This is a genomic window from Amycolatopsis sp. NPDC043885 (assembly GCF_056435685.1).
Genome location: NZ_JBWKEA010000003.1, coordinates 346,282 through 371,443, shown reverse-complemented (window position 1 = coordinate 371,443; position 25,162 = coordinate 346,282). Strand labels below are relative to the sequence as shown.

Annotated in this window: 27 protein-coding genes and 1 pseudogene; 17 read left to right on the top strand and 11 right to left on the bottom strand. The window is 69.5% G+C overall.

The genetic code is table 11. From position 1 onward, the window contains the following. Positions 1–340: 340 nt before the first annotated feature. A complete protein-coding gene (locus AC069I_RS14730; protein ID WP_478265620.1) occupies positions 341–577 on the top strand; it encodes a hypothetical protein in 237 nt (78 codons plus the stop codon). A gap of 342 nt (positions 578–919) precedes the next feature. Here the strand turns inward: AC069I_RS14730 and AC069I_RS14725 are convergent, their stop codons facing one another. Beyond that, positions 920–3,163, bottom strand: a complete 2,244-nt coding sequence (locus AC069I_RS14725; RefSeq protein WP_478265619.1) for a helicase-associated domain-containing protein — start codon at positions 3,161–3,163, stop codon at positions 920–922. A 92-nt stretch (positions 3,164–3,255) separates the two neighbouring features. On the opposite strand from AC069I_RS14725, the gene AC069I_RS14720 reads away from it, so the two are divergent. The 5 genes and pseudogenes from AC069I_RS14720 to AC069I_RS14700 all read left to right on the top strand — a co-directional run bounded on the left by AC069I_RS14720 (position 3,256) and on the right by AC069I_RS14700 (position 8,188). After that, complete coding sequence (locus AC069I_RS14720) at positions 3,256–3,438, top strand: hypothetical protein (RefSeq protein ID WP_007033389.1); 183 nt, start codon at positions 3,256–3,258, stop codon at positions 3,436–3,438. A 101-nt stretch (positions 3,439–3,539) separates the two neighbouring features. Then, a complete protein-coding gene (locus AC069I_RS14715) occupies positions 3,540–4,940 on the top strand; it encodes an NAD-dependent malic enzyme (RefSeq protein ID WP_340686551.1) in 1,401 nt (466 codons plus the stop codon). 299 nt (positions 4,941–5,239) lie between these two features. Beyond that, complete coding sequence (locus AC069I_RS14710) at positions 5,240–6,787, top strand: alpha/beta hydrolase (RefSeq protein WP_478225256.1); 1,548 nt, start codon at positions 5,240–5,242, stop codon at positions 6,785–6,787. A 17-nt stretch (positions 6,788–6,804) separates the two neighbouring features. Continuing rightward, positions 6,805–7,275: a cyclic pyranopterin monophosphate synthase MoaC gene (moaC, locus tag AC069I_RS14705; protein WP_016337573.1), complete on the top strand. Its 471-nt coding sequence runs from the start codon at positions 6,805–6,807 to the stop codon at positions 7,273–7,275. After that, a pseudogene (locus AC069I_RS14700) lies at positions 7,272–8,188 on the top strand (molybdenum cofactor biosynthesis protein MoaE). The gene moaC and the pseudogene AC069I_RS14700 overlap by 4 nt, the downstream one beginning before the upstream one ends. A gap of 137 nt (positions 8,189–8,325) precedes the next feature. On the opposite strand, the gene AC069I_RS14695 reads toward AC069I_RS14700, so the two are convergent. From AC069I_RS14695 to moaA, 4 genes are all read right to left on the bottom strand, one after another. Further along, positions 8,326–8,961, bottom strand: a complete 636-nt coding sequence (locus AC069I_RS14695) for a transglycosylase family protein (RefSeq protein ID WP_340686553.1) — start codon at positions 8,959–8,961, stop codon at positions 8,326–8,328. A gap of 456 nt (positions 8,962–9,417) precedes the next feature. Continuing rightward, entirely contained in the window at positions 9,418–10,269 is an 852-nt protein-coding gene (locus AC069I_RS14690; RefSeq protein WP_478265618.1) for a phosphatidylinositol-specific phospholipase C/glycerophosphodiester phosphodiesterase family protein, read from the bottom strand. Positions 10,270–10,452: 183 nt separating this feature from the next. Then, positions 10,453–10,707 carry a MoaD/ThiS family protein gene (locus tag AC069I_RS14685; protein ID WP_478225258.1) on the bottom strand — a complete coding sequence of 85 codons (255 nt, stop codon included), beginning with the start codon at positions 10,705–10,707 and terminating at the stop codon, positions 10,453–10,455. A 1-nt stretch (position 10,708) separates the two neighbouring features. Then, complete coding sequence (gene moaA / locus AC069I_RS14680) at positions 10,709–11,773, bottom strand: GTP 3',8-cyclase MoaA (protein ID WP_478235364.1); 1,065 nt, start codon at positions 11,771–11,773, stop codon at positions 10,709–10,711. 79 nt (positions 11,774–11,852) lie between these two features. Between moaA and AC069I_RS14675 the strand changes: the two genes are divergently transcribed. From AC069I_RS14675 to AC069I_RS14645, 7 genes are all read left to right on the top strand, one after another. Beyond that, the gene (locus tag AC069I_RS14675) at positions 11,853–12,326 is read left to right on the top strand and encodes a MarR family transcriptional regulator (RefSeq protein WP_478225260.1); all 474 of its coding nucleotides are present in this window, start codon (positions 11,853–11,855) and stop codon (positions 12,324–12,326) included. Between the two features lie 33 nt (positions 12,327–12,359). Then, a complete protein-coding gene (locus tag AC069I_RS14670) occupies positions 12,360–12,764 on the top strand; it encodes a TOBE domain-containing protein (protein ID WP_478225261.1) in 405 nt (134 codons plus the stop codon). After that, a complete protein-coding gene (gene modA, locus AC069I_RS14665; protein WP_478265617.1) occupies positions 12,761–13,516 on the top strand; it encodes a molybdate ABC transporter substrate-binding protein in 756 nt (251 codons plus the stop codon). The genes AC069I_RS14670 and modA overlap by 4 nt, the downstream gene beginning before the upstream one ends. Before the next feature lie 76 nt (positions 13,517–13,592). After that, positions 13,593–14,369 (top strand): ABC transporter permease, encoded by a 777-nt coding sequence (locus AC069I_RS14660; protein ID WP_478225263.1) that lies wholly within the window; start codon positions 13,593–13,595, stop codon positions 14,367–14,369. Then, the gene (locus AC069I_RS14655; RefSeq protein ID WP_478265616.1) at positions 14,366–15,430 is read left to right on the top strand and encodes a sulfate/molybdate ABC transporter ATP-binding protein; all 1,065 of its coding nucleotides are present in this window, start codon (positions 14,366–14,368) and stop codon (positions 15,428–15,430) included. Before AC069I_RS14660 ends, AC069I_RS14655 begins: the two co-directional genes overlap by 4 nt. 10 nt (positions 15,431–15,440) lie before the next feature. Then, positions 15,441–16,235 (top strand): HAD-IIA family hydrolase, encoded by a 795-nt coding sequence (locus tag AC069I_RS14650; protein WP_034308369.1) that lies wholly within the window; start codon positions 15,441–15,443, stop codon positions 16,233–16,235. A 246-nt stretch (positions 16,236–16,481) separates the two neighbouring features. Continuing rightward, the gene (locus AC069I_RS14645) at positions 16,482–17,297 is read left to right on the top strand and encodes a metallophosphoesterase (protein WP_478225265.1); all 816 of its coding nucleotides are present in this window, start codon (positions 16,482–16,484) and stop codon (positions 17,295–17,297) included. Positions 17,298–17,300: 3 nt separating this feature from the next. Here the strand turns inward: AC069I_RS14645 and AC069I_RS14640 are convergent, their stop codons facing one another. Together AC069I_RS14640 and AC069I_RS14635 are read right to left on the bottom strand one after the other, a co-directional pair. Beyond that, a complete protein-coding gene (locus AC069I_RS14640; RefSeq protein ID WP_034308373.1) occupies positions 17,301–17,675 on the bottom strand; it encodes a YccF domain-containing protein in 375 nt (124 codons plus the stop codon). Beyond that, positions 17,675–18,436: a PhzF family phenazine biosynthesis protein gene (locus AC069I_RS14635; RefSeq protein WP_478235360.1), complete on the bottom strand. Its 762-nt coding sequence runs from the start codon at positions 18,434–18,436 to the stop codon at positions 17,675–17,677. Before AC069I_RS14635 ends, AC069I_RS14640 begins: the two co-directional genes overlap by 1 nt. Before the next feature lie 133 nt (positions 18,437–18,569). On the opposite strand from AC069I_RS14635, the gene AC069I_RS14630 reads away from it, so the two are divergent. Further along, positions 18,570–20,228 carry an AMP-binding protein gene (locus AC069I_RS14630; protein WP_478235359.1) on the top strand — a complete coding sequence of 553 codons (1,659 nt, stop codon included), beginning with the start codon at positions 18,570–18,572 and terminating at the stop codon, positions 20,226–20,228. Between the two features lie 77 nt (positions 20,229–20,305). Next, positions 20,306–21,457 carry a hypothetical protein gene (locus AC069I_RS14625; protein WP_478265615.1) on the top strand — a complete coding sequence of 384 codons (1,152 nt, stop codon included), beginning with the start codon at positions 20,306–20,308 and terminating at the stop codon, positions 21,455–21,457. 57 nt (positions 21,458–21,514) lie between these two features. Here the strand turns inward: AC069I_RS14625 and AC069I_RS14620 are convergent, their stop codons facing one another. Both AC069I_RS14620 and AC069I_RS14615 read right to left on the bottom strand, forming a co-directional pair. Then, positions 21,515–22,486, bottom strand: a complete 972-nt coding sequence (locus AC069I_RS14620; RefSeq protein ID WP_478265614.1) for a R2-like ligand-binding oxidase — start codon at positions 22,484–22,486, stop codon at positions 21,515–21,517. Between the two features lie 30 nt (positions 22,487–22,516). Further along, complete coding sequence (locus AC069I_RS14615) at positions 22,517–23,113, bottom strand: TetR/AcrR family transcriptional regulator (protein WP_478225270.1); 597 nt, start codon at positions 23,111–23,113, stop codon at positions 22,517–22,519. Positions 23,114–23,208: 95 nt separating this feature from the next. Between AC069I_RS14615 and AC069I_RS14610 the strand changes: the two genes are divergently transcribed. Next, on the top strand, positions 23,209–23,862 hold the full coding sequence (locus tag AC069I_RS14610) for an HAD family hydrolase (protein ID WP_478225271.1): 654 nt from the start codon (positions 23,209–23,211) through the stop codon (positions 23,860–23,862). Here AC069I_RS14610 and AC069I_RS14605 read toward each other — a convergent pair. After that, positions 23,798–24,043 (bottom strand): hypothetical protein, encoded by a 246-nt coding sequence (locus AC069I_RS14605; RefSeq protein ID WP_125683903.1) that lies wholly within the window; start codon positions 24,041–24,043, stop codon positions 23,798–23,800. The two genes, AC069I_RS14610 and AC069I_RS14605, sit on opposite strands and share 65 nt — an antisense overlap. Before the next feature lie 131 nt (positions 24,044–24,174). Between AC069I_RS14605 and AC069I_RS14600 the strand changes: the two genes are divergently transcribed. Further along, a complete protein-coding gene (locus tag AC069I_RS14600) occupies positions 24,175–24,561 on the top strand; it encodes a cold-shock protein (RefSeq protein ID WP_016337551.1) in 387 nt (128 codons plus the stop codon). A gap of 131 nt (positions 24,562–24,692) precedes the next feature. Here AC069I_RS14600 and AC069I_RS14595 read toward each other — a convergent pair whose 3' ends face one another. Next, positions 24,693–25,157 carry a DUF2771 family protein gene (locus tag AC069I_RS14595; RefSeq protein WP_478225538.1) on the bottom strand — a complete coding sequence of 155 codons (465 nt, stop codon included), beginning with the start codon at positions 25,155–25,157 and terminating at the stop codon, positions 24,693–24,695. Positions 25,158–25,162: the final 5 nt, after the last annotated feature.

Below are 25,162 nucleotides of genomic sequence, written 5' to 3'. Positions count from 1 at the left end.
TTGCATGACGTGACGTAAGATCACGCGATGTCATCAAGGGGCCGGTTCCCGATCCGTGCGTTCGGTGACGAATCCTTCAAGGAATCCGACGTCGACGGGTTCTCCGTACTTGCCGCGGCTGTCTTCGACCGAGCTGTACACGACGAGGTCCGTACTGTCATGTCGGAGCTTCGAGGCCGGCGGCGTATCCCGAAACTCCACTGGAACGAGATGGATCCGGCGGAACAAGAGGCCGCCGTCAAAGAGCCTCGCCGATCTCGACGGATTTCACCTCGTCGCGGTCGGCTCCCCGGTACCCCGTCGACGACAGGAACGTGCTCGTGCCCGTTGCCTTCGGCGCTTGGTGCTCGAACTCGCCGCGTTCGACGTGGAGATGCTCGTGCTCGAATCACGCACGGCCACGCTGGACGTCCGAGATGTCGAGACGGTCAAGGGTGCCAGATTCGATCTGCCCAAGGGCACCGCGTTCCGTGTCGCTCACGAGAGAGGCAAGGACGAACCGCTGCTCTGGGCCGCGGACATGGTCGCCGGAGCGATCAGGGCCAGGAAGGACGGGCGCCCCGGCTATCGGCGTTGATCGAGGACCTCGTGTACGAGATAGCCGTCGAGACGAATTGTTGAGCGGACACGCGTAAGGCCAGGGTCCCGGTCTGCCCCGGGTGCACCTGGCCTTGCGACTCGCCTGACGTCCGCGACGTCACGCTCCGAACACAGTGTAGATCAGTCATCGCCGTAAAGCGCGTCGCGGAGGCTCATGCCGCCATCCGGTCCGCGCTGCATTCGGTCGGGATCGGGACGCCGGTGCCCCCTGCCCGCATTTCGTCCTCTAAATGCGCTCTGGTGCAGCGGGTTGGGGACACAAGCGTCCAGGACCGAAGACCAGCCGTCACGCATTCAGAGGACTAAACGCGCGGTGTGGTCAGTCTTCGACGAGGGCGGCCGACGTGATCCGGTGCAGCGGGTAGCGCTCGTTGTCGGTCCCTTCGAGGACCCCGCCGCCGACTCGCAGCGGCCGGACCACCCGCTGGCTCGCCGTCCCGCGTGAGTCGACGAACCCGATCCACACCTCACGGCGCTCGATGGTCGCCTGGGACAGCAGCGCCAGCGTCGCGGACGTGTCCCCGGCGCCGCCACCCTGCGGCGCGCGCACCGTCTCGCCCCGGCGCCGTGCCGAAGCCGCGTCGCCGGCCCGGACGTGCGCGACGATCTTGCCGACCTGCTCGTCGGTCAGCCCGGCAGGCTCGCCAGGCGCACGACGCGCGGCACGCGCCTTCGCGGGCAGGCGACGTCCAGACGGCCTGATGTCCATGACGCGTCCGTCGGGCCCTTCGGCGGCCGGGGCGAACCCGGCGGCGCGGAGCGCGTCGAGGACTTCGGCGAGCGGGTACGCGCTGATGAGCACCGTCGGCGCGATCATCCGCAAGCCGTACTCGGTCGCGACGGGGCTGCCCATCACCTCGGCGAGCAGCGACGCGTCGTCGCAGCGCAGGAACGACTCGGCGGCCCCGCCGCGCAGCCGCCCGTGCCGCCGGGCGACGTCGTCGATCAGGTAGCTCAGCGATTGCGGCACCGGCGTCGCCGACCGTGTCGAGAACAGCTGGTGCAGCTCTCCCGCGGTCCGCCCGGTGTCGAGCGCGCGCCGCACGGACGTCTCGGTGATCCGGTAGACGGTCGCGTGCCCGGCCGATTCGATGTCGGCGACGGCGGTCATCTCGGCGGCGAGTTCGGCCTCCAGCGGCCCGGGCGCGACCACGGTCAGGTCGGCCTGGACGAGGACGTGGTCCACCGGACGCGGCAGCGCGTCGATCATCGCCTCGACCGCTCCGGGCCTGTCTTCGGCCAGCAGCGCCCGTGCCGCCGTGGTGAGGCCGCCGAACCCGATCAGGCCGAGCGCCGCCCCCTCGGCCATCGTCCAGCGCACGGTCTCGTCGCGCAGCCGCCCGCCCCGCCGCGGCGCGCGCCAGGCGAGCGCGGCGACCAGTTCGTCGGTGCTCTTCACGCCCGCGCCCTCGGGAAGAGCGGCCAGGGCGAGCAGGATCCGTCGCCGCGACGTGGGTGCCAGCGGACGGCGCAGGTCCTCCGAAAGCGGCGCGATCGGCTTGTCCTTCGCGTCCCGCCCGCCGGCGAGCCCTGGCAGCCGGGGCAGTTCGAGCCAGGCCTGGGCGATCGTCATCCAGCGCTGCGCGGTCGGCGACGCGAGCCACGAATCCGTGAGCGTCGTCGGCACCCATTCCGGCGTGGTCGCTTCGCTGTCGGCCACCAGCCCGGCGCCGACCGCGATCTCCGCGAGCAGGGTCACCCGTGTCTCGTCGACGTCGAGATCCTTGGCGAGCTTCTTGAGCTCGCGGACCCCGAGACCGCCGGACTTCAACACCGGCGGTGGCGTCTCCGACCACGCGCGAAGCATGCTTTCGTTCTGGCGCAAGAACTCCATCGCCTCACCGGCCGCCGTCGTGTCCACTGTGGACGGCTGATGCGGATGTGTGGGGAGTTCCGGTTCGCGCAGTGACGCCGGGTCGAACACCGACCCGCCGCGCAGCGCGATCCCGATCTCGCGCGGCAGCTCGACGGTCTGGTCGTCCCGGCGCAGCAGAAGGCCGCGCGCGAGCAGGCGCTGGACCGGGTTCTGTGCCCGCTCCAGCGGGACGTCGGCCGCCGCGTCACGGGTCCGGCCGATCGGCGGCCCGGCCGCAAGCGTCGTCAGTAGGGCGCGTTCGTCCTCGCCGACCTCCGCGAGCGCGGCCTCGATATCCGCTCCGGCGAGCGAGGGCGACGACGACCCGAGCCCGGCGGGGAAGGGGCCGAGCGCGTCACGGGCCGACGGCGGGACGCGCAGCGCGTCGTCCTCACCCCAGACCAGTGCCCGCTTGCGCAGCAGTGCCAGTGGCTCGCCGAGCTCCTTGCCCACGAGCCGCGCGACCTCGGCCGCGGCGACCGGTTCGGTGTCCGCCCCGGCCAGCAGCAGGGCGTCGAGGACGGCGAGCGTGAAGGTGTCGAGGTCTTCGCAGGCGCGCGCGACGGAGCCCGGCGTGCCTGCCCGGGTGGCGAGCACGATGGTGTCGGACGGGGGCGGCGTCGACAGGTCGCGACGCGTGCGCAGCAGTGCCGCGAGAGCGTCGTCGGACTCCTGGCGCAGCCAGTCCGCCAGGGAGGGCGCGGGCATAGAGGACCAGGATACCGGGCGGGTGGTGGCCCGGCAGCCGCGTTCGGGCAGACTGTCCCCCGAGAACGCTTGACCATGCTCTGGAGGACGTTGTGGCGAAGGGCGATAACAAGAAGCGCGCGGGCATCGACCCCACGTGGCCCGGTGAAGACGGGGAGCACCCCGTCACCGAGCTCGCGTCCGATCGGCAGGGCGCGCTGTCCCCGTTCGGCGACGTGACCTTCCCGCTCGAGAGCGTGCCTTACGTGCACCCCGAGACCGAGATCAACCGGTAGAAAGTTACTGGTCAGTCACCCCCTGCGAGGGTTCGTGGCGGTCGTCACGGGAGTAGGTTTTCGATCGACCTATTCGAGCGTTCCTCAGCGGGGGTAGTGCCATGCCGGTTCCCGGTCCCGGATATTCGATCACCGTCCGGGTGGAGGCCCCCGCGTCGTCCACCGCGGCGGGTGATCTGACGACCGCCGTCGGCCGGGTCGGCGGCGTGCTGACCGCGTTCGACGTCGTCGAGTCGCACCCCGACTCGATCGTCGTCGACATCAGCGCCAACGCCCTGTCGGAGAACCACGCGCAGGACATCACGCAGACCCTGGACTCGTTGCCGGGTGTCCGCGTGCGCAAGGTCTCCGACCGGACGTTCCTGATCCACCTCGGCGGCAAGATCGAGGTCAGCCCCAAGGTCGCGCTCCGCAACCGTGACGACCTCTCCCGCGCGTACACGCCGGGTGTCGCCCGCGTCTGCCAGGCGATCGCGGCGAACCCCGAGGACGCGCGCCGCCTGACCATCAAGCGCAATACCGTCGCGGTGCTCACCGACGGTTCCGCGGTGCTGGGGCTGGGCAACATCGGCCCGGCCGCCGCGCTGCCGGTGATGGAGGGCAAGGCGGCGCTGTTCAAGAAGTTCGCCGACGTCGACGCGTGGCCGGTCTGCCTGGACACCCAGGACACCGAAGAGATCATCATGATCGCGAAGGCGCTCGCGCCGGTCTACGCGGGCATCAACCTCGAGGACATCGCCGCGCCGCGCTGCTTCGAGATCGAGAAGCGCCTGCGTGAGCAGCTCGACATCCCGGTGTTCCACGACGACCAGCACGGCACCGCGATCGTCGTGGTGGCCGCGCTGCGCAACGCCCTGCGCGTGGTCGGGAAGAACATCGAAGACTGCAAGATCGTCGTCAGCGGCGTCGGCGCGGCGGGCTCGGCGATCATCCGCCTGCTGTTGCGCAAGAACCCGGGCGACATCGTGGCCGCCGACATCGACGGCATCGTGCACTCCGCGCGCGGCAACCTCGACGACAACCTCACCTGGATCGCCGCGCACACGAACAAGGAGCAGCAGGCGGGCACGCTGCACGAGGCGCTCGTCGGCGCCGACGTGTTCATCGGGGTCTCCGCGCCGAACCTGTTCGGGGCCGAGCAGGTCGCGACCATGAAGTCCGACGCCGTCGTGTTCGCGCTGGCGAACCCGGACCCGGAGATCGACCCGCTGGAGGCGCAGAAGCACGCCGCCGTGGTCGCCACCGGCCGCAGCGACTTCCCGAACCAGATCAACAACGTGCTCGCGTTCCCCGGCGTCTTCCGCGGGCTGCTCGACGCGCAGGCGCACCACATCGACGACTCGATGCTCCTCGCGGCCGCCGACGCCATCGCGGACGTCGTGGACAACGGCAAGCTGAACGCTTCGTTCATCGTGCCGAGCGTGTTCGACAACGCCGTCGCCCCCGCGGTGGCGGACGCGGTGAAGAAGGCGGCGAAAGCTGCGAAGTCTGCCGAGCGCTGACGAAAACCCGCCGAAGGGGCGCCGGTTCCGCATCCACCTCACGGTGGGAGCGGAGGGCGCCCCTTCATCGTGTTTCCGTGGGCCTTCGGCCCGAATCAGGGCGCTCGGCGGTGAAGTCTCCGCGGGGCGCCCTTGGGGAGACCCGTAGCCGGAAGTGATAGCAAAGGTCCCTTGCTCCATTCGGAGTGCTCGTCATCACTGAGGCCGACCTCGTGGCCGACTTCAGGGTGACGACTCCGCGCCTGGCCCGCTCATAGGCTCGACCCCGACCAAGAAGTCGATCATGACGGGGGTTGGGGATGAATCGCTCTGTCCTGAGCAGGATCGGGGCACTCACGGCCGCGGCGGTGACCATGGCGGTACTCGTACCGGCCACGGCGTCCGCCGCGGTTTCGTCCGTGCGCTGGGGGCCGTGTCCGGAGGACGTGGCCGCGCCCGGCGTGCAGTGCGCCACCTTGAAGGTCCCGCTCGACTACCGGAACCCGGGCGGGAACACCATCGACATCGCCGTTTCGAAACTCGCCAGCACGAAGCCGGCGAAGCGGCGCGGGATCATGCTGACCAACCCGGGAGGCCCCGGCGGGCCAGGGCTGACCATGCCCGCCGGGTTGCGCGCGGCGGGCATGCCGTCGAGCGTGCTCGACGCGTACGACATCATCGGCTTCGATCCGCGCGGGATCGGTCACAGCACGCCGGTCACCTGCGATCTCAAGCCCGAGCAGCAGGTGAGCAACGTCCCGCCGTACGCGCGTGACGCGGCGGCGGTGGCGGAGCGCGCGAAGTACGTGGAGGGCATCGCGAAGCAGTGCGGGGCCTCGGCGACCGCCGCGAACCTGCCGTACATCACCACGGCCAACACCGCCCGCGACATGGACCGCATCCGGGAAGCCCTCGGCGAGGAGAAGCTCTCGTACTACGGCGTTTCGTACGGCAGCTACCTCGGCGCCGTGTATTCGACGCTGTTCCCGCGGCAGACCGATCGCGTCGTGATCGACAGCGTGACCGGCCCCGGCGGGCTCGATCCGGTCACCTCGCGCCGTTTGGCGGAGGGGTTCGAGGACCGCTTCCCGGACTTCGCGAAATGGGCGGCGGCGCGGCACGCGAGCTACGGGCTCGGCCGCACTCCGCAGCAGGTGACGGCGAAGTTCTACGAACTCGTCGCCAAACTCGACGGCGGCGCCGTCCCCGGTGTCGACGGCGCGGCGTTCCGCATGGGCACTTTCGGCGCGCTCTACGCGACCAGTTCCTTTCCGGTGCTGGCGCAGCAGTGGCAGGCGCTCGACACCGAAGGCACCGTGGAGCAGACCGCTCAGGCCCAGCAGATCGATCCGGCGCAGCTGCTGGCCGGGCAGTTGCACGTGGTCTGCAACGACGCGGACTGGCCCGAGGACGTCGCGACCTACCAGCGCAACGTCGCGAAGGACCGGGTGAAGTACCCGATGTTCGGCGCCGCCGGGGCGAACATCTGGGCCTGCGCGTACTGGCCGTCCGAGCCGATCGAGCCGCCGGTACGGATCGGCGACCGGGGTCCGTCGAACATCCTGATGGTGCAGAACCTGCGTGACCCGGCGACGCCGCTGAGCGGTGCCAAGGAGATGCGCCGTGCCCTCGGTGACCGGGCGCGGATCGTGACCGTGGACGAGGGCGGGCACGGAGTCTGGCTGAGCGACGAGAACGCTTGCGGCAACAACGCCGTCAACCGGTTCTTCGTGGAAGGCAAGCGCCCCGCGCGCGACACGGCCTGCGCCGCGGACAAGGGCGGGCTCTTCGCTTCGATGACGCCGGAGCAGCGGCGGGAACGGGAGAAGGCGCTCGACGAGGTTCGCTCGAAGCAGCGGATGTTCTGAGGACTAGCCTGCTGGGCGTGAGTGAACTCAGCCACGTCGACCATACGGGTGCCGCCCGTATGGTCGACGTTTCCGGCAAGACGCCCACCGCCCGCACCGCGCTGGCGGGCGGCACCGTGCACACCACGGCCGAGGTGCTCGGCCTGCTGGCGACGGACGGGCTACCCAAGGGCGACGCGCTCGCGACCGCCCGGATCGCGGGCATCATGGGCGCGAAGAAGGTGCCCGAGCTGATCCCGCTCTGCCACCAGATCGCGTTGTCCGGGGTGAAGGTCGAGTTCGTCCTCGACGAGACCGCCGTGCACATCACCGCGACCGCGAAGACGAACGACCGGACCGGCGTCGAGATGGAGGCGCTGACCGCCGTCGCCGTCGCCGGGCTGACCCTGCACGACATGATCAAGGCCGTCGATCCCGCGGCGACCCTCGACGACGTCCGCCTGATCCGCAAGGACGGCGGCAAGACCGGGACCTGGGAGCGGCCGTGAACCGGGCCGCGAGGGTGATCGTGGCGTCGAACCGCGCCGCGAAGGGCGTCTACGAGGACACCACGGGCCCGGTCATCACGGACTGGCTGTCCGCACGGGGCTGGGACGTGCCGGAGCCTGTGGTCGTCGAGGACGGGGAACCCGTCGGCGAAGCCCTGCGGGACGCCGTCGCGGCCGGGGTGCAGGTGATCGTGACGACCGGCGGCACCGGCATCTCGCCGACGGACCGCACCCCGGACGTCACGCGCGCCGTCCTCGACTACGAACTCCCCGGCGTCGCGGACGCGATCCGCGCCGCCGGACTGCCCAAGGTGCCCACGGCCGTTCTCTCGCGCGGCGTCGCCGGCGTCGCGGGCCGGACCCTGGTGGTGAACCTCCCCGGCTCGCGTGGCGGGGTGAAGGACGGCCTGGGAGTACTGGACGGGATCCTCGACCACGCCGTCGACCAGCTGACGGGCGGCGACCACCCACGGGAGGCACAGCAGTGAGCGTTCGGGTCGCACGGATCGCGGTGGTCGACGAGCCGCTTTCGGTCGAAGAGCACGCCCGCCTGGTGGACGACGTGGCCGCGGGTGCCGTCGTCACCTTCGGCGGGGTCGTGCGGGACCACGACGGCGGCCGGTCGGTGGACCGGCTCGCCTACGAAGGACACCCCAGCGCCGCCGACGTGCTCGCGGAGGTCGTCGCGGATCTCTCGGGCAGATGGGAGGGCGTGCGGGCGGTCGCCGTCAGCCACCGGCTGGGCGCGCTGGCCATCGGTGACGTCGCGCTGGCGTGCGCCGTGGCGGCCGAGCACCGAGGGCAGGCGTTCGCCGCCTGCTCGGAGCTGGTCGACGAGGTCAAGGCGCGGCTGCCGGTGTGGAAACACCAGCACTTCAGCGACGGCAGCGACGAGTGGGTCAACTCGCCGTAGCGGGGTGATCCGGAGGGCACGCCCCCGGACACGACAAAGCCCCACCGCCGGGGGAATGGCGCGGTGGGGCCTTGTCAGTCGTGACGTGGCCGCGCGGGGAATCCCGCGGGCGTCACGACTTACCGGTGCTCAAGAGCTCACTTGGTGGCGAGCTTCTGGCCGACGACGATGAAGTCGGCGTTCGGCACGTATTCCTTGTTCAGCTCCTGCAGCTTCTGGTAGCCGCCCTGGACGTTGAACTTGGAAGCGATCTTCGACAGCGTGTCGCCGGCCACGACGGTGTAGTCACCCGCCGGGTTCGAGTTCGCGACATTGGCGGCGGCCGGGGCCGGGGCCTGCTGCTTGGTGACCGGAGCGGTCGACTTCTTCGGGGTCACCTTCTTGGTGGCCTTCGGGGCGCTCGACTTGGCCTTGGCGGGGCTGGCGGAGCCGCCCTTCTTGCCACAGTGCGGCCACGCGCCGATGCCCTGGCCCTGGAGGACCCGCTCGGCGACGGCGATCTGCTGCTCACGCGTGGCGTTGTGCGCGCTGCCGGTGCCACCGTAGGCACGCCAGGTGCTCTGCGAGAACTGCAGACCACCGTAGTAGCCGTTACCGGTGTTGGTGCTCCAGTTGCCGCTGCTCTCGCACTGCGCGATGGCGTCCCAGTTGGTCGCCGACGCGGGGGTCGCGGCGATTGCGAGGGGAGCGCCGACCGCGACACCCGCAATGGCGACGCGGGCGATGTGACGGGTGGCGGCGGACATCTTGCGGTGCTTGCCTCGGTAAGACATGTGAATAAATCTCGCTCCCTGCGCCTACGAGTCTGTGCTGAGGGAAGGACCCGTGGGTCCTGGCCGGCCGTCTCAGGCCGGCTGACTTCGCCTGACGCACGACGCGTCGGCTCGGTCCCCTCGTCCCTGTCCGGAAATGCTTTCGCTCGGGGTTGGGTCCGGGAATCCGTTGGACAGGGCTCGGCGCTACGGGTTCCCGGTGTTGCGTGGTCGGTCGGGGCCAACCGAAAAGCGACGGTACGTAACGAACGGCCTGATCGGAAATTATTCGAGCCGTGACCTACATCACAGTAACAGCAGGCAACTCATGGCGATTCGACTGTTTATGCAGGTCAGTGGGCCGTTATCTGGCCGTTTCCTGACCGAGATAATTCACGGATCGTGAGGCTTGCATCACGTGGATTAAGGGATGACTGGCCCATTCGTGCGCCTTCGCGCGCGAATGGGCCGCGCACTTTAGCGAGACCTCAAGAAGTTCGCCAGCCCTGGCAGGTCATCCGTATTCAGGTGGTCGACCCCGGCGGCGACCAGCTCTTTCCACAACGCGTCACGGCCGGGCCCGGCGGCGTCCGGCGTGGCCCAGAAGCGCACGCGCTGACCCGCCGCGTGGGCCCGCTTGACCAGATCGTGCAGTTTCGCCCGCTCACCGGCGGGGAAGGGGCCGTCACCGGTCCAGGTGAACAGGCCGCTCCAGGAGTCCGAGACGAGCGGCGTGACCCGCGGGTCGGAGCCGATGCCGAGGTCGTTCTCGTCCCTGATCCGGCCGTCGTAGAAGGCGAGCCGGAACCGCTGCCCGAGCATCACGTCCTTGGGGCGCCCGCCGGAGATCACCGCGGTGACGGCCCGCTTCTTCACGTGACCGAACGCGTACAGAGAGAAGAGGAAGGAGTAGCGGGGATTGTGGAGGCGCTTCTCGAGTGCCGCGTAGGTGCTGTTCGCGTCCCCCTTGACGTCGATCAGCAGCTGGAACTCCGCGCGCTGCCGGTACACGCCGACGCCGTGGTTGGCCAGCACCCGGTCGCGCAGCGGCTCCAGGTAGAGCGACTCCAGGGTGCGGTCCGGGCGGGTGTCCGCGAGGTCGTGCGCGACCAGGAGCTGCCCGTCGACCAGGAAGATGTCGGCCTCGACACTGGTGAAGCCCCGGTCGAGCGCGTCGTGCAGCGGACGGGCGTGTTCGTAGTCGTTGTGGCTGTGCGCCTGCGCCAGCGGCCGGACGCCGCGTTCGTGGGCGGACGCCGGAGCGGTCGCGAGGTTCGTGGCGGCGACCGCGGCGAGCAGTGCGGCGAGAATACGGCGGGGAGTGATCACTGGCGCATCCTCGGCTGCTTCGGCGACCGGATGGTGAACTCGAGACGGCGAGCAAGGGACCTTTGCTACCACTTTCGCCGTTCACGCAGTTCAGGGGCGATGTGACCCCGGCGATCGTGTCGCGAAAGTGGCTTTCGCGACACGCCCGGCAGGCACCGTGCGCGGGCAGCGGGGCAACGGCAGTCAGCCGCCGGCGAACGGGGGCAGGACGTCCAGTTCGGCGCCCTCGGTCAGCGGCCGCGTGAGATCCCGCACGGCGACACCGTCCAGCAGGTACGAGACCGCGTCGAGCAGCTTCGCCAGCTTCTCCGGGTGGAATTCACGCAGGTGGGCGACGGCATCGGCGACGCGGGCGCCGTCCGGCAGCGTCACCTTCTCCTCGTCGAGACCGGCGGCCGCGCGGGCCGAGGCGAAGTACCGCACCACGATGGTCACCATGTCAGCCGCCGATCGCGCTCATCGGCCGGATCGGCTGCGCGAACCCGGCCTCGTTGATCTCGTGCCCGGCGAGTTTGCCCCACATGGTCGCCCGCCACGCGTCCGCCACCTCTTCTTCGCGCGCGCCCGCGCGCACGAGGGCGCGTAGGTCGGTCTCGTCGTTGCTGAACAGGCACGAGCGCACCGCGCCGTCCGCGGTCAGCCGGGTCCGCTCGCAGGCGCCGCAGAAGGGACGGGTCACCGACGCGATCACGCCGACGTCGCCCGGTCCGCCGTCGACCAGCCAGCGTTCGGCGGGCGCCCCGCCCCGCGCGGCGGGGAACGGCGACAGGGTGAACTCCTCGCCGAGCATGCCGAGGATCTCCTCGGCGGTGATCATGTCGGCGCGGTTCCAGCCGTGTTGCGCGTCCAGTGGCATCTGCTCGATGAAGCGCAGGTGGTAGCCCTCGGCGAGGCAGAACTTCAGCAGCGGCACGGCCTGGTCCTCGTTCAGCCCGCGCATCAGCACCGCGTTGACCTTCACCGGGTCCAGCCCGGCCTCCCGCGCCGCGGCCATGCCGGCGAGCACGTGCGAAAGCCGGTCGCGACGCGTGATCGTCTCGAACAGCGCGCGGTCGACGGTGTCCAGTGAGACGTTGATCCGGTCCAGCCCCGCGCCGGCGAGCGACTTCGCGCGCTTCGCGAGCCCGATTCCGTTGGTGGTCATGGAAAGCCGCGGCCGCGGTTCGAGTGCCGCGACCCGCTCGACGATCTTTTCCAGGCCCTGGCGCAGCAGCGGTTCGCCGCCGGTGAGCCGGATGTCGGTGATCCCGAGCCGTTCGACGGCGATCCGGAGCAGGAGCACGAGCTCGTCGTCGGTCAGCACGTCCGCGCTCGGCATCCATTCGAGCCCTTCGGCGGGCATGCAGTAGGTGCAGCGCAGATTGCACTTGTCGGTGAGCGACACCCGCAGGTCGGTCGCCACGCGGCCGAAGGTGTCGATCAGAGCGGGGTTGTCCGGCCTGGGCACGCTGGGACGCCCTCGTGTACCGGGGACACGGGGAAACCCGAGATCGACTGCTGTCATTGACACCAGACTAACCCCGAAGCCGGCGAAAACCGACTGTCTACAATCCCTCTTCGCGCAGAATCGGAAGGGTTTCCGGATGGCGAAATATCCGCTCTCGGCGGAGGAATTGGCCCGGTTCGCCCATCTCGGCAGGGAGAGCAGCACGCTGACCGTTCTCCGGCACGCCAGGATCGCCGAGCGGATGGGCCTGTCGGCCACCGATCACAAGGTGCTCGAACTGGCGGGCCAGGCGCCGGGACCGTTGACAGCGGGCAGGATCGCCGAACTGACCGGACTGTCGACTGGTGCTGTGACCGGCGTCATGGACAGGCTCGAGAAGGCCGGTCTCGCCCGCCGTGTCCGTGATACCGCCGACCGCCGGAAGGTCCTGATCGAGGTCGTCCCCGGCGCCATGGAGCGGCACGCGCCGCTCTTCGAATCCGCGTACACGAACATGAAGACGGTGCTCGAACAGTTCTCTCCCGAGGAACGGAAAGTGCTGGAGCGATTCCAGAGCGCGGTGCTCGACGGCCTCCGCGACGAACTCCCCGGCGATTCTCCGCGTCCATAGCTTTTCCGCATCTGCGGAAGTAACCTTCCGGACATGCCGCAATTCCGGTTGTCCGAGGCCGCTCGTCTGCTCGGCGTCAGCGACGACACCGTCCGCCGGTGGGTACGTGCCGGCCAGTTGACCGCGTTCGACGACTCGGCGGGCCGCAAGGTCGTCGACGGCGCCGAGCTCGCCGCGTTCGCCAAGGCGCAGGCAGAACAGCCTGAGGACCCTTCGAGTGTCGGCCGCTCCGCGCGGAACCGGTTCGTCGGGCTCGTCACCGAGGTGATCACGGACAAGGTGATGGCACAGGTCGAGCTGCAGTGCGGCCGGCATCGCGTGGTCTCCCTGATGAGCGCCGAGGCCGTCCGCGAACTCGGACTGCGGCCGGGGGTGCTCGCGGTCGCCGTCGTCAAGGCGACCACCGTCGTGGTCGAAACCCCGGAAGGAAGCCGATGAGGAAGCTCGCGCCCGTCCTGCTCGCGCTGGCGCTGGCCACGACGGCCTGTGGTTCGGAGGCGGCGCCTCAAGAAGGAGGAAGGACGCTGACCGTCTTCGCCGCGGCGTCGCTGACCGAGTCGTTCGGGGCGCTGGGCAAGCGGTTCGAGGCACAGAACTCCGGGGTGACCGTGAAGTTCAGCTTCGAGGGTTCCTCGGCGCTGGTCCAGAAGCTGACCCAAGGCGCGAAGGCGGACGTCTTCGCTTCCGCAGACAAGGCCAATATGGACAAGGCCGCCAAGGCCGGGCTGATCGACGGGCAGCCGTCGGTCCTCGCCACCAATCGGCTCGCCATCGCAGTCGGCAAGGGCAACCCCCAGGGCATCAAGGGGCTGGCCGATCTCGCGCAGGACGGGCTGACCGTCGTCGTCTGCGCGCCGCAGGTGCCGTGCGGGTCGACGGCGAAGAAGGTCCAGCAGTCGTCCGGGGTCACGCTCAAGCCCGCGAGCGAGGAACAGGACGTCAAGTCTGTGCTCGCGAAGGTGCAGTCGGGTGATGCCGACGCGGGACTCGTCTACGTCACCGACGCGACCTCCGCGGCCGCGAAGGTGGACAAGGTGGACTTCCCGGAGGCGGCGGGCGCGGTCAACGACTACCCGATCGCGGTGGTGAAGGACGCTCCGCAGGCTCGGCTCGCAGGGCTGTTCAGGGACTTCGTCCTCGGCGCGGAGGGCAAGGCCGAACTCGCGAAGGCCGGTTTTGGCACGCCCTGACCCCGCATTTCGTCCTCTGGACGCGGTAGATGCACGCGCAAGTACCGCATTCAGAGGACGAAATGCGGGGGCCGGGGTGCCGTGGGTGTTGTGGCCGCCGGCGATCTGCGCGCTGGCGCTGGTGGTACTGCCGGTCGTCGGCCTTCTGGTGCGTTCGGACCTGACCCGCTTCCCGAGCCTCATCACCTCGACGTCGTCGCTGAACGCGCTCAAGCTCTCGCTGATCACCGCCGGACTGTCCACTGTGGCCTGTGTGCTGCTCGGGGTCCCGCTCGCCGTGGTGCTCGCGCGCTCGGGGGCGCGCGGTGTCCGCGTGCTGCGCGCGGTGGTGCTGCTGCCGCTGGTGCTGCCGCCGGTGGTCGGCGGCCTGGCGTTGTTGTACCTGTTGGGCCGCAAGGGTTTCCTCGGGATCCTGGTGACCACCCTGACCGGTGAGCAGGTGCCGTTCACCACGGCGGCCGTGGTCATCGCGCAGACGTTCGTCGCGATGCCGTTCCTGGTGGTCAGCCTCGAAGGAGCTCTCCGGGGCGCCGGCGACCGGTACGAAAGGGTCGCATCCACACTGGGCGCCGAACCGTGGACGGTGTTCCGCCGGGTCACGCTGCCGCTGCTGCTGCCCGCGCTCGGTTCGGGCATCGTGCTGAGCTTCGCGCGGGCGCTGGGCGAGTTCGGCGCGACGATCACCTTCGCCGGCAGCCTGGAAGGGGTGACCCGGACCCTGCCGCTGGAGGTCTACACCCAGGCCGAGGTCGACGTCGACAGCGCGGTGGCGCTCGCGTTGCTGCTCATCCTGGTCGCCGTCGCGGTGATCGCGCTCGCCCGGCCGCGCGCGCTCGAAGGAGTCCGGTCGTGACCCTGTCGGCCGAGCTCGCCCTGCGGCGTGGCGAGTTCACCTTGGAAGTCGGCTTCGAAGTTCCCGACGGCGGGGTGCTCGCGCTGCTCGGCCCGAACGGGTCGGGGAAGTCCAGTGTGCTCGGCTGCCTCGCCGGGCTGCTCCGGCCCGGCCGGGCGCGGATCACCCTCGACGGCCGCGACCTGGCGGGCCTGCCGCCGCACGCGCGCGGTATCGGCCTGCTCTCCCAGGACGCACTGCTGTTCCCGCATCTGTCCGCTTTGGACAACGTCGCCTTCGCGCCGCGCTCGACCGGTGCCGGCCGCGCCGAGGCGAAGAAACGTGCGCGGGAGTGGCTGACCGAAGTGGACGCTCTCGAACTGGCCGGACGGCGGCCCGCGCAGCTCTCCGGCGGGCAGGCGCAGCGGGTCGCGATCGCGCGGGCGCTGGCCGCCGAGCCGGGACTCCTGCTGCTCGACGAGCCCTTCGCCGCGCTGGACGTCGACGCGGCGCCCGCCATCCGGGGGCTGCTCCGGCGGGTCCTGCGTTCCGGGCCGCCGACCGTGCTGGTCACCCACGACCCCCTCGACGCGCTGGCGCTGGCCGATCACGTCGCCGTCCTCGACGGCGGCCGGATCGTCGAACGCGGCGAGACCCGCAAGGTCCTCTCCGCGCCGCGCACGGCGTTCACCGCGCGGATCGCCGGGCTGAACCTGGTGCCCGGCATCGCCGTCGAGGGCGGTTTGCGCACGTCAGGCGGGCAGCTGGCCGGAATTCCGGCCGAGGACGTCGTCGAGGGCGAAGCGGCCGTCGCCGTCTTCGCGCCCAGTGCCGTGGCGGTGTACCTGCGGGACGGCGAGCACCGGGGCAGCCCGCGCAACACCGTCGAGGGAATCGTCGACGCGCTCGAACCCCACGGACCGGTGATCCGTGTCCGGGCCCGCGGCGACGACTGGGCGGCGGGTCTCGCCGCGGACCTCACCCCGGCCGCGGTCGCCGAGCTGGCGCTCGAACCCGGCACACCGGTCAATCTTTCGGTCAAGGCGGCGTCCGTGGCTGTTCACGCCGTCTCGGATCATTAGGGTGGGCGGTATGAACGAGCGCCGTTGGACATACCTCAGCGACATGGATGGCGTGCTGGTCCAGGAGGAGCATCTCGTACCCGGCGCGGACGAGTTCCTCAAGGAGCTGCGCGCCAACGACATCGGCTTCCTGGTGCTGACCAACAACTCGATCTACACCCCGCGCGACCTGCGGGCGAGGCTCGAGCGGACCGGTCTCGACATCCCCGAGGAGGCCATCTGGACCTCCGCGCTGGCGACCGCGAAGTTCCTCGCGTCGCAGCGGCCGAACGGCTCGGCGTTCGTGATCGGCGAAGCCGGGCTCACCACGGCCCTGCACGAGGTCGGCTACGTGCTGACCGAACGCGACCCGGACTACGTGGTACTCGGCGAGACCCGCACGTACAGCTTCAGCGCGATAACCCGCGCGATCAGGCTCATCGAGGGCGGCGCCAAGTTCATCGCGACCAACCCGGACGCCACCGGCCCGAGCATGGAAGGCTCGATGCCCGCCACCGGTTCGGTCGCGGCGCTGATCGAGAAGGCGACCGGCCGCTCGCCGTACTACGTCGGCAAGCCGAACCCGCTGATGATGCGCTCCGCGCTGCGGCGGCTCGGCGCGCATTCGGAGTCGACGCTGATGATCGGCGACCGGATGGACACCGACGTCCACTCGGGAATCGAGGCCGGATTGCAGACGATCCTGGTGCTCACCGGCATCTCCACGCGGGAGAGCGCCGAGCACTACCCGTACCGGCCGACCAAGATCATCGACTCCATCGCCGATCTGGTCGGGCGCACCGGCGACCCCTTCGGCGAAGGCTGAGTCCGTGGTGAACCCGCGTCCGAGATCGACGTCGGCAGGGCGCGGCGCCGTCACCTCTCACTTCTCCACGGGTGGGACCGGCCAGGTGCCGTCCGTACGCGGCGTGTCGCGAAAGCCACAACCTCGGTGTGGAGAGGCGAGCGACCGAGCCCCGTAGCGGGGCCTTCGGCCGGTTTCGCGGGCCGTCATCAGCTCCGCCAACAGGCTGAGCGACACAGCCGCATGCGGAGGGCTTATCGTCAGACGATGCACGACGATCAGCCCGCGTCCTCGACCTACGTGGTCGGTGACGTGCACGGACACCGGGACGAGCTGGCCGAAGCGCTCCGGGCGAAGGGGCTGATCGACTCCGACGACGACTGGTCCGGTGGGGAGACGACCCTCTGGTTCCTCGGTGACTTCGTCGACCGGGGGCCCGACGGCGTCGGCGTCATCGACCTGGTGATGCGGCTGGAACGGCAGGCCGCGACGGCGGGCGGCCACTGCGGGACGCTGCTGGGCAACCACGAGATCCTGCTGCTCGGGATGTACCACTTCGGCGACACCGAGGTGCCGTCCGACTTCGGTCCGCGCAGCTTCGCCCGCAGCTGGGAGATCAACGGCGGGCTGCTCGAAGACCAGGACAGGCTCACCCCGCAACATATCGAATGGCTGACTTCCCGTCCGATGCTGACGCTGGCCGCGGACCATCTGCTGATGCATTCGGACACGCTCGAGTACCTCGACTGGGGCGAGGACATCGACGGCATCAACGCGCGCGGCCGCGAAATCCTCGAAGGCAGCGACATCCAGGCCTGGTGGGACGTCTGGCGGCGGATGACCACGCGCTACGCCTTCCGCGGCCCGGACGGCGCGGACGTCGCGCAGCAGGTCATGGACCGGCTCGGCGGCGAGCGGATCGTGCACGGGCACAGCGTCATCGCCGACCAGCTCGGGATCCACCCCGCGCAGATCGAGGGACCGTACCTCTACGCGGGCGGGAAGGCGCTGGGGATCGACGGCGGGTTGTTCGTCGGCGGCCCGTGCCTCATCGTGCCGCTGCCCTGGGAACCCGAGGACTGATCGTCAGGGGAGCTCCACGATCTCCTTGCCCAGCGGCATCAGCGAGACCGGGATCATCTTGAAGTTCGCCACGCCGAGCGGGATCCCGATGATCGTGACGCAGAGCGCCACCCCGGTCAGCACATGCCCGATCGCGAGCCAAAGCCCGGCGAAGAGGAACCAGATGACGTTGCCGATCGTCGACGCGGCCCCGGCGTCGCGCCGGTCCACCACGGTGCGGCCGAACGGCCAGAGCGCGTAGGCCGCGATCCGGAACGACGCCAGCCCGAACGGGATGGTGACGATCAGGATGCAGCAGATGACGCCGGCGACGACGTAGCCGAGCGCCATCCACAGGCCGCACAGCACGAGCCAGATGACGTTCAGGATCAGGCGCATCAGACGTGCAACTCCCCGCTGGCCACGGTGACCGCCTGCCCCGAAAGCAGGACGCGGTCGCCTTCGAGACTCATCCGGACGATGCCGCCGCGGGACGAGGCCTGTTCGCCGACGAGCTTCTCCCGGCCGAGGCGAGCGGCCCAGTACGGCGCGAGGACGCAATGCGCGGAGCCGGTGACCGGGTCTTCGTCGATGCCGACGCCCGGCGCGAAGAACCGGGTGACGAAGTCGATCCCGTCCACGTCACCCGGCGCGGTGACCATCAGCCGCCCGTTCCAGTGCGCGCGCAGCGCGGCGAGGTCCGGGGCGAGCGAGCGCACCACGGAAGCGTCGTCCACCACCGCGAACAGGTTGTGCTTACTGCGCCCGACGTACTCGAAGGAGACACCCGGCAGGATCGACGACAGATCGTCGTCCGACTCGCGGGGCGGGTCCGACGGGAAGTCCATCGACACCCAGCCGTCTTCGGCGCGGCAGCGCAACTCGCCGCTTTTCGTCGTGAAGGTCTGTTCGCCGCCGAGGACGTGCGTGGTCGCCAGCGTCGCGTGCCCGCACAGGTCGACTTCGGTCTCCGGCGTGAACCAGCGAAGCGACTTCGGGCCTTCGCCACCGACCTCGACGAAGGCCGTCTCGGCGTGCTTCAACTCGGCGGCGACGGACTGCATCCAGCCCGCGTCGCCCGGCGAGTCCAGCAGCACGACGCCGGCGGAGTTACCGGCGAAGGCCTCGGAGGTGAAGGCGTCGACGATGTAGAGGCGCATGTCTCCGACGATATCCGCCACGGCCGGACCCGGCCTCCGGGTTTCCCCTGAGGTGGTCTCCACTTGCAGGTGGCCGCCGTCACGCCGCGTTCCTAGACTCGGCGCGTCGATGCCGCCGAACGCAGGAGTCTCCATGCCCGACGCCCCCGCCTTGCCGAGCTACGCATCGGGAATCTCGGACACCCCGCTGCTGGGGGACACCATCGGGGACGACTTCGACCGCACCGTCGCCGCCTTCGGCGACCGGGACGCGCTCGTCGACCGCGCCGCCGGGAAACGCTGGACCTACACCGAACTCGCCGCCGAGGTGGACGCGCTCGCACTGGGCCTGCTGGACCTCGGGATCGCCAAGGGCGACCGCGTCGGCATCTGGTCGCCGAACCGGTGGGAGTGGACCTGCGTCCAGTACGGATGCGCGAAGATCGGCGCGATCCTGGTCAACATCAACCCGGCGTACCGCTCGCACGAACTCGAGTACGTGCTGAACCAGGCCGGGATCAAGCTCATCGTGGCCGCGGCGTCGTTCAAGACGTCGGACTACGCGGGCATGATCGCCGAAGCGGGCCCGAAATGCCCGGCGCTGGAACACGTCGTGCTGCTCGAAAGCGAGGAGTGGACGTCGCTGCTGGAGAACGGACGCGGCGCGGATCCGTCGAGGCTCGCCAAGCGCCAAGGCGAACTGTCCGCGGACGACCCGATCAACATCCAGTACACGTCCGGCACCACGGGGTTCCCCAAGGGCGCCACGCTGAGCCACCACAACATCCTCAACAACGGCTACTTCGTCGGCGAACTCTGCAACTACACCGAAGCCGACAAGATCTGCATCCCCGTGCCCTTCTACCACTGTTTCGGCATGGTGATGGGCAATCTCGCGGCGACGACCCACGGCGCGTGCATGGTCATCCCGGCGCCCGCGTTCGAGCCGAAGGCCACCCTCGAAGCCGTCGCGGCCGAGAAATGCACTTCCCTGTACGGCGTCCCGACGATGTTCATCGCCGAACTGGCCGACCCGGACTTCGCTTCCCACGACCTGTCCTCGCTGCGCACCGGGATCATGGCGGGCTCGCCGTGCCCGGTCGAGGTGATGAAACAGGTCATCGACCGGATGGGCATGGCGGAGGTGTCGATCTGCTACGGCATGACCGAGACGTCGCCGGTGTCCACGCAGACCCGCGCGGACGATTCGGTGGAACGGCGGGTGTCGACGGTCGGGCGGGTCGGGCCGCATCTGGAGGTCAAGGTCGTCGATCCGGAGACCGGGCTGACCGTGCCGCGCGGCGAACCCGGCGAACTCTGCACCCGCGGCTACTCGGTGATGCTCGGCTACTGGGAGCAGGCCGACAAGACGGCCGAGGCGATCGACGCGGCGCGGTGGATGCACACCGGCGACCTCGCGATCATGGACGCCGACGGGTACGTCAACATCACCGGCCGGATCAAGGACATGGTCATCCGCGGCGGTGAGAACCTGTACCCGCGCGAGATCGAGGAGTTCCTCTACACCCATCCGGACATCCTCGACGCGCAGGTCATCGGCGTCCCGGACGAGAAGTACGGCGAGGAACTGATGGCGTGGGTCCGCATGCGCGAGGGCGCGGAGCCGCTGACGGCCGAAGCCGTGCGGGAGTTCTGCGAGGGGAAGCTGGCGCGCTACAAGATCCCGCGGTACGTCCACGTCGTCGAGGAGTTCCCGATGACGGTGACCGGCAAGGTGCGCAAGGTCGAGATGCGGGCGGAGTCGATCAGCATCCTCGGACTCGAAAAGGCGGCGGCGACCGAACACGCCTGACACTTCGGGGGCAACCTGTCACAGTTTTGCCGCGTGTTCCCTTCGCGGTGGATCCGAACCGCCGCGAGGGGAGAAGAATGAAACTCGAGCGAAGCAGAAGAGTTCTCGCCCTGACCGTCTCGGCGATCGTCCTGCCGCTGTCGCTGCCCGGCGCGGCGGCCGCGGCTCCCGCGACCGCCCCCATCGATCTGGGCACCCTGCCGGGAGACCAGTACAGCCAGGTCAACGCGGTCAACGACGACGGCGTCATGGTCGGCTCGTCGACGCCGCCGGACGGCCAGATCAAGTACCACGCGGCGAAATGGGACCCGCGGGGCCGCATTTCCGCGCTGCCGGGCCTCGGCGGTGAACAGAGCAAGGCGACGGACATCAACCGCGGCGGGGTCGCGGTCGGCTGGGCCCACAAGGACGCGGCCTGGAACCAGACGGCGGTCAAATGGGCGCCGGACGGCACGGTCACCGCGTTGCCCTACCTGGCGGGCGGGGATTACGCGATCGCGAACGCGATCACCGACCGTGGCGTGATCGTCGGCGCGGCGCGGGCCGCGGACGGGAAGATCCACGCCGTGCGGTGGAATCCGGACGGGAAGGTGGTGGACCTCGGCGGCCTGCCGGGCGGGGCTTACGCCAACGCGGAATGGATCACCCCGGACGGCAGGACCGTCGCCGGGACGGCGTCCGACGCCGCCGGGAACAACCACGTCGTGCGCTGGAACCTCGCCGGCGCGATCACCGATCTTTCCCCCGGCAATCCGCGCGGCACCCCGGAGGACATGAACGATTTCGGCGTGATCGTGGGAAGTGCCGACGACGTGAACGGCAATCCGAAACCCGTGCGATGGGAGCGTGACGGGCGGATGACCTGGCTGGAGTACCCGGAGATGTGGCCAGGCTGGGCGATGGCGGTCAACAACGCCGGTGCCGCCGCCGGCGGCGGTTACCTGGTGTTCGGAACGGAGAGCCCGGTCAAGTGGAACCGGGCGGGAACCCGTACGACGCTTTCGACCGAACGCGGACTGGGTCACGACATCGACCGGGCGGGGACGGTCGTCGGCCTGGAGAACAACATCGCGACGAAGTGGGCCGCCGACGGCACCCGGACGGTGCTCGGCGCTTTGCCGGGCGGTACCTACAGCGTCGCCGACCACATCACGGCGAACGGGACGATCATCGGCCTGTCCGACAACGAGAACGGCCGCACGCACGCCGTCTACTGGCCCGCCGGGTAAGTCCGTGAAGGCCTCCTTCCCTACCCTCAGAGTAGGGAAGGAGGCCTTCACGGCACATCAGGCCGCGGTGTTGGCGGCGGCCGCGGCGATCGCCTTCGCGTCTTCTTCGCCGAAGGTCTCTTCGAGGTTCTCCGGCGAGTAGTCGAGGTCGATCTGCTCCACCGGCATCCCGCGCGCGGACTCGATCGCGCCGAGGCGCCGCCGCGCCCGGTCCGCCGCGTACTGGGTGATCCCGTCCTGGTCGAAGTCGAAGGGAGGCTCCTCGAACTGGCTCTGCACCCACTGGATCATGTCGAGCGCGTGGGGTAGCAGTTCGCCCATCCGCTGCTGCACCGCGTCCCACAGTGAGTCGTCCGCGGCGACGTGACGGCGGCAGGTGAAGGTGCCCCACGCCATGTGGCGGCGTTCGTCGTCGCCGATACGGCGTACCACCTCCTGCACACCCGGCAGGATGTTGTGCTGCGTGCAGATCAGCTGCCACGAGTAGTACCCGGTCAGCGCGAGACTGCCTTCGATGACGTGGTTGTAGGTGACGCTCGCGCGGATCTGGTTGAGCGGACTGGGATCGTCCTCCAGCGCACGCAAGGACTGCGGCAGCTCCTCGTAGAAAAGCTTGCGGTAGTGCGGATTCTCCGCGACATACGGATGCAGGTCCTCGGTGAGACCGACGGCGTCCATCCAGCGGCGGAACACCTCGGTGTGCTTGGCCTCTTCGAAGCAGAACTGCGTCAGGTACATCTCGTCGCCGAAGCGCCCGGTCGCGGACATCGCCCGCATGAACGGCTGGATGTCTTCGGTGACAGCCTCTTCGCCCGCGATGAACTGCGACACCAGGTACGTCGCCGACCGCTGCTGCTCCGGGTTGAGCGTCTCCCAGCCCTCGCGCTCCCGGGAGAAGTCGATGTCGGCGGGATTCCAGAACTTCATGTTCCCCTTGACGAACAGCCGCAAGGGGAACGAGTCCCAATTCAGCCCGCCTTCGCGCAGTGAGGAAAAACCGGTCCGCAGTTCGGAGACCGTATCGGTCATGACGTACCCTTCATGTCACTCCATTGTGGACTAATCAGTGGTCAGCGCCCGGATGGCGGGCGCCAGCACGGCGACGACCGAAGCCGCCGCCTCGTCGGCCGAATGCGTCGGCATGACGAGATGGGAGAGGGAAAGCCGCACGACGGTCTCCGCCAGCAGCGCGGCGGATTCCGGGGACAGCGACGGCTCGAACTCGCGGTACTGCCCGGCCGCGACCTCGGTGGCCGCGGCCAGGATCGGTTCGCCTTTGGTGGTCAGCAGGGGAAGGAGATCCTCGCCCGCTTCGGTGCCGAGTGTCGTGGCGACGAGCCGGTTCTCGCGGGCGTGCTCGATCGTGTGGACGACCGCCACCCGGATCCCGTCGCGCAGGTTCCGCGCGTCCTGGACGCGCAGGCGGATGCCTTCCAGGAACTCCGACGTCGTCCGGAGGATCACGGCCTCGGCGAGCGTGCCCTTGTTGCCGAACTCGTTGTAGACGGTCTGCCTGCTCACTCCGGCGCGGGCGGCGACGTCCGCCATCCGCAGGGCCGTGTAGCCGCGTTCGGTGAGCAGGTCGGTCGCCGCGTCGAGCAGAGCCTCCCGCAGAGAGGCCTTGGTTCGATCGGAGAAGCTCGTGATGTCGCCCACACTTCCAGCTTGACACAGATCGCGTCCATGTCAAAGAAGTTGACGGGCACCCCATTCGGTGTAAATCAGTCGGTGGGGGCGGCTACCGTGGCCGGGTGGGCATTACCGTGGGGTTCGACCTCGACATGACATTGATCGATCCGCGGCCGGGCATGGTCGCGGTGATGAACGCGCTCGGCGTGGAATCCGGCCTGCCGCTGGACGGCGAGTTCTTCGCGGCCAACCTCGGCCCGCCCCTCGACGCCAGCCTGCGGGGCTTCGGGGCGCCGGAGGAGCGGATCCCGGAGCTGGTGACGCGCTTCCGCGCGATGTACCCGGAGACGGTCGTGCCGGTGACGGTCGCGATGCCCGGCGCGGCCGAGGCACTGCACGCGGTCCACGAGGCGGGTGGGCGCACCGTCGTCGTCACCGGGAAGTACGCGCCCAACGCGAAACTCCACCTGGACGCGCTCGGTCTCGAGGTCGACGTCCTGGTGGGGGAGCTGTGGTCGACGGAGAAGGCCGCCGCGCTCACCGAGCACGGCGCCCGTGTCTACGTCGGGGACCACCTCGGCGACATCCGCGGCGCACTGGCGGCCGGTGCGGTCCCCATCGGGGTCACGACCGGCCCGTGCACCAAGGAGGAGCTGCTCGCGGAAGGGGCCGACGTGGTGTTCGACTCGCTGACCGAGTTCCCCGGCTGGCTCAGCTCTTTCGGCGAGCCTCGCGGATCAGGGCGATCAGGCCGAGGGCCAGCCCCAGCGGAGTGATCACACCCGCCGCGGCGGACAGCCACACCGGCAGGTTCTCCAGTCCGGCGGCGAACAGCACGAACACCGCTGTGACGGCGATCATGCCGAGCGCGAACAGGCCGATGCCGACGCGCATGAGGATCGGTTTGCCGGGCTTTTCGGGGACGGCCACAGCGGCCTCCTTTACTGCGGTCTCCATGAAGCAGAGGGTATCCGCCGGTATCCGCTTCTCCACAGGGCGTGTGGCGAGATACGCTTATGGGACGCGCGCCCTGGGTACGCCCCGGGCGCGTTCGTTGTGAGCAGGACAGCAAAGGACTGGTGAGGGAAGTGCCGACCGGCAAGGTCAAGTGGTACGACGCGGAGAAGGGTTTCGGTTTCGTCACCCAGGATGGGGGCGCCGACGTCTACATCCGCAAAGCCGCGCTGCCGCAGGGCGTCGAAGGGCTCAAGGCGGGCCAGCGCCTCGAGTTCGGTGTCGCCGACGGCCGCCGCGGCCCGCAAGCGCTCTCCGTCCGGCTGCTGGACCCGCCGCCGTCGGTCGCCGAGGCGCGCCGCCGTCCCGCCGAGGAGCTGCACGGGCTCATCGAGGACATGATCAAGCTGCTCGAGCTCAAGGTGCAGCCAGACCTGCGGCGCAATCGCTACCCGGACCGGAAGAACACGAAGCAGATCGCCGAGATCATGCGCGCCGTCGCCCGGGACCTCGATCCCTGATCGGCGCCCCTGCGGGTGGCTCGGGGGCCTGCAGCTGGTCCGTGAAGGCCCCCTTGCCTACCTTCAGGGTAGGCAAGGAGGCCTTCACGGACCGATGGGCCGCGCGTGGTAGCAAAGGTCCCTTGCTCCCCTCAGGCGGCCGGCGGCTCGACCTGCAGCGACCAGATCGCCGTGGTGACCGCCTCCGCGTCCTCCGGACGCCCGGTCTGGCTGATCACCGAAGCCTGCGCGACCTCGACGACGAGGATCTGGTCGTCGGGCCGGGGCGTCGTCACGGTGTAGGCGAACCGGTCCAGCGACGTGATGATGTCCTGTTTGAGCTCCTGCGGCTCGCCCTTGCCGTTCACGTACTGCACCGTGACCTTCCACGGTGTCTCCGCGATCGCGCTCGGCACCGAGATCTGCACCGGCTTCCCCGGCCGGATACGCAGCTTGCCGGCGGCGTCGGGCTTGGTGGTGCACTGCGCGCTCTTGATGTCGCAGGACGCCAGCGGGGCGACGTTCACCGTCTTGCCGTCGGCGAAGAAGGTCACCTCTTCGGGGCCGGGGGCCGCACAACCGGCCACCACGAAACCACCCGCCGCGAGTAGGGCCAAAATAC

Coding starts and splice junctions, on each gene's coding strand:
- AC069I_RS14685 (WP_478225258.1), bottom strand. CDS start 10,707: ATGGTGACCATCGTGGTGCGGTACTTCGCCTCGGCCCGCGCGGCCGCC.
- AC069I_RS14695 (WP_340686553.1), bottom strand. CDS start 8,961: ATGTCTTACCGAGGCAAGCACCGCAAGATGTCCGCCGCCACCCGTCAC.
- AC069I_RS14650 (WP_034308369.1), top strand. CDS start 15,441: ATGAACGAGCGCCGTTGGACATACCTCAGCGACATGGATGGCGTGCTG.
- moaA (WP_478235364.1), bottom strand. CDS start 11,773: ATGACAGCAGTCGATCTCGGGTTTCCCCGTGTCCCCGGTACACGAGGG.
- AC069I_RS14715 (WP_340686551.1), top strand. CDS start 3,540: ATGCCGGTTCCCGGTCCCGGATATTCGATCACCGTCCGGGTGGAGGCC.
- AC069I_RS14620 (WP_478265614.1), bottom strand. CDS start 22,486: ATGACCGATACGGTCTCCGAACTGCGGACCGGTTTTTCCTCACTGCGC.
- AC069I_RS14675 (WP_478225260.1), top strand. CDS start 11,853: ATGGCGAAATATCCGCTCTCGGCGGAGGAATTGGCCCGGTTCGCCCAT.
- AC069I_RS14630 (WP_478235359.1), top strand. CDS start 18,570: ATGCCCGACGCCCCCGCCTTGCCGAGCTACGCATCGGGAATCTCGGAC.
- AC069I_RS14710 (WP_478225256.1), top strand. CDS start 5,240: ATGAATCGCTCTGTCCTGAGCAGGATCGGGGCACTCACGGCCGCGGCG.
- modA (WP_478265617.1), top strand. CDS start 12,761: ATGAGGAAGCTCGCGCCCGTCCTGCTCGCGCTGGCGCTGGCCACGACG.
- AC069I_RS14640 (WP_034308373.1), bottom strand. CDS start 17,675: ATGCGCCTGATCCTGAACGTCATCTGGCTCGTGCTGTGCGGCCTGTGG.
- AC069I_RS14645 (WP_478225265.1), top strand. CDS start 16,482: ATGCACGACGATCAGCCCGCGTCCTCGACCTACGTGGTCGGTGACGTG.
- AC069I_RS14635 (WP_478235360.1), bottom strand. CDS start 18,436: ATGCGCCTCTACATCGTCGACGCCTTCACCTCCGAGGCCTTCGCCGGT.
- AC069I_RS14605 (WP_125683903.1), bottom strand. CDS start 24,043: ATGGAGACCGCAGTAAAGGAGGCCGCTGTGGCCGTCCCCGAAAAGCCC.
- AC069I_RS14670 (WP_478225261.1), top strand. CDS start 12,360: ATGCCGCAATTCCGGTTGTCCGAGGCCGCTCGTCTGCTCGGCGTCAGC.
- AC069I_RS14625 (WP_478265615.1), top strand. CDS start 20,306: ATGAAACTCGAGCGAAGCAGAAGAGTTCTCGCCCTGACCGTCTCGGCG.
- AC069I_RS14725 (WP_478265619.1), bottom strand. CDS start 3,163: ATGCCCGCGCCCTCCCTGGCGGACTGGCTGCGCCAGGAGTCCGACGAC.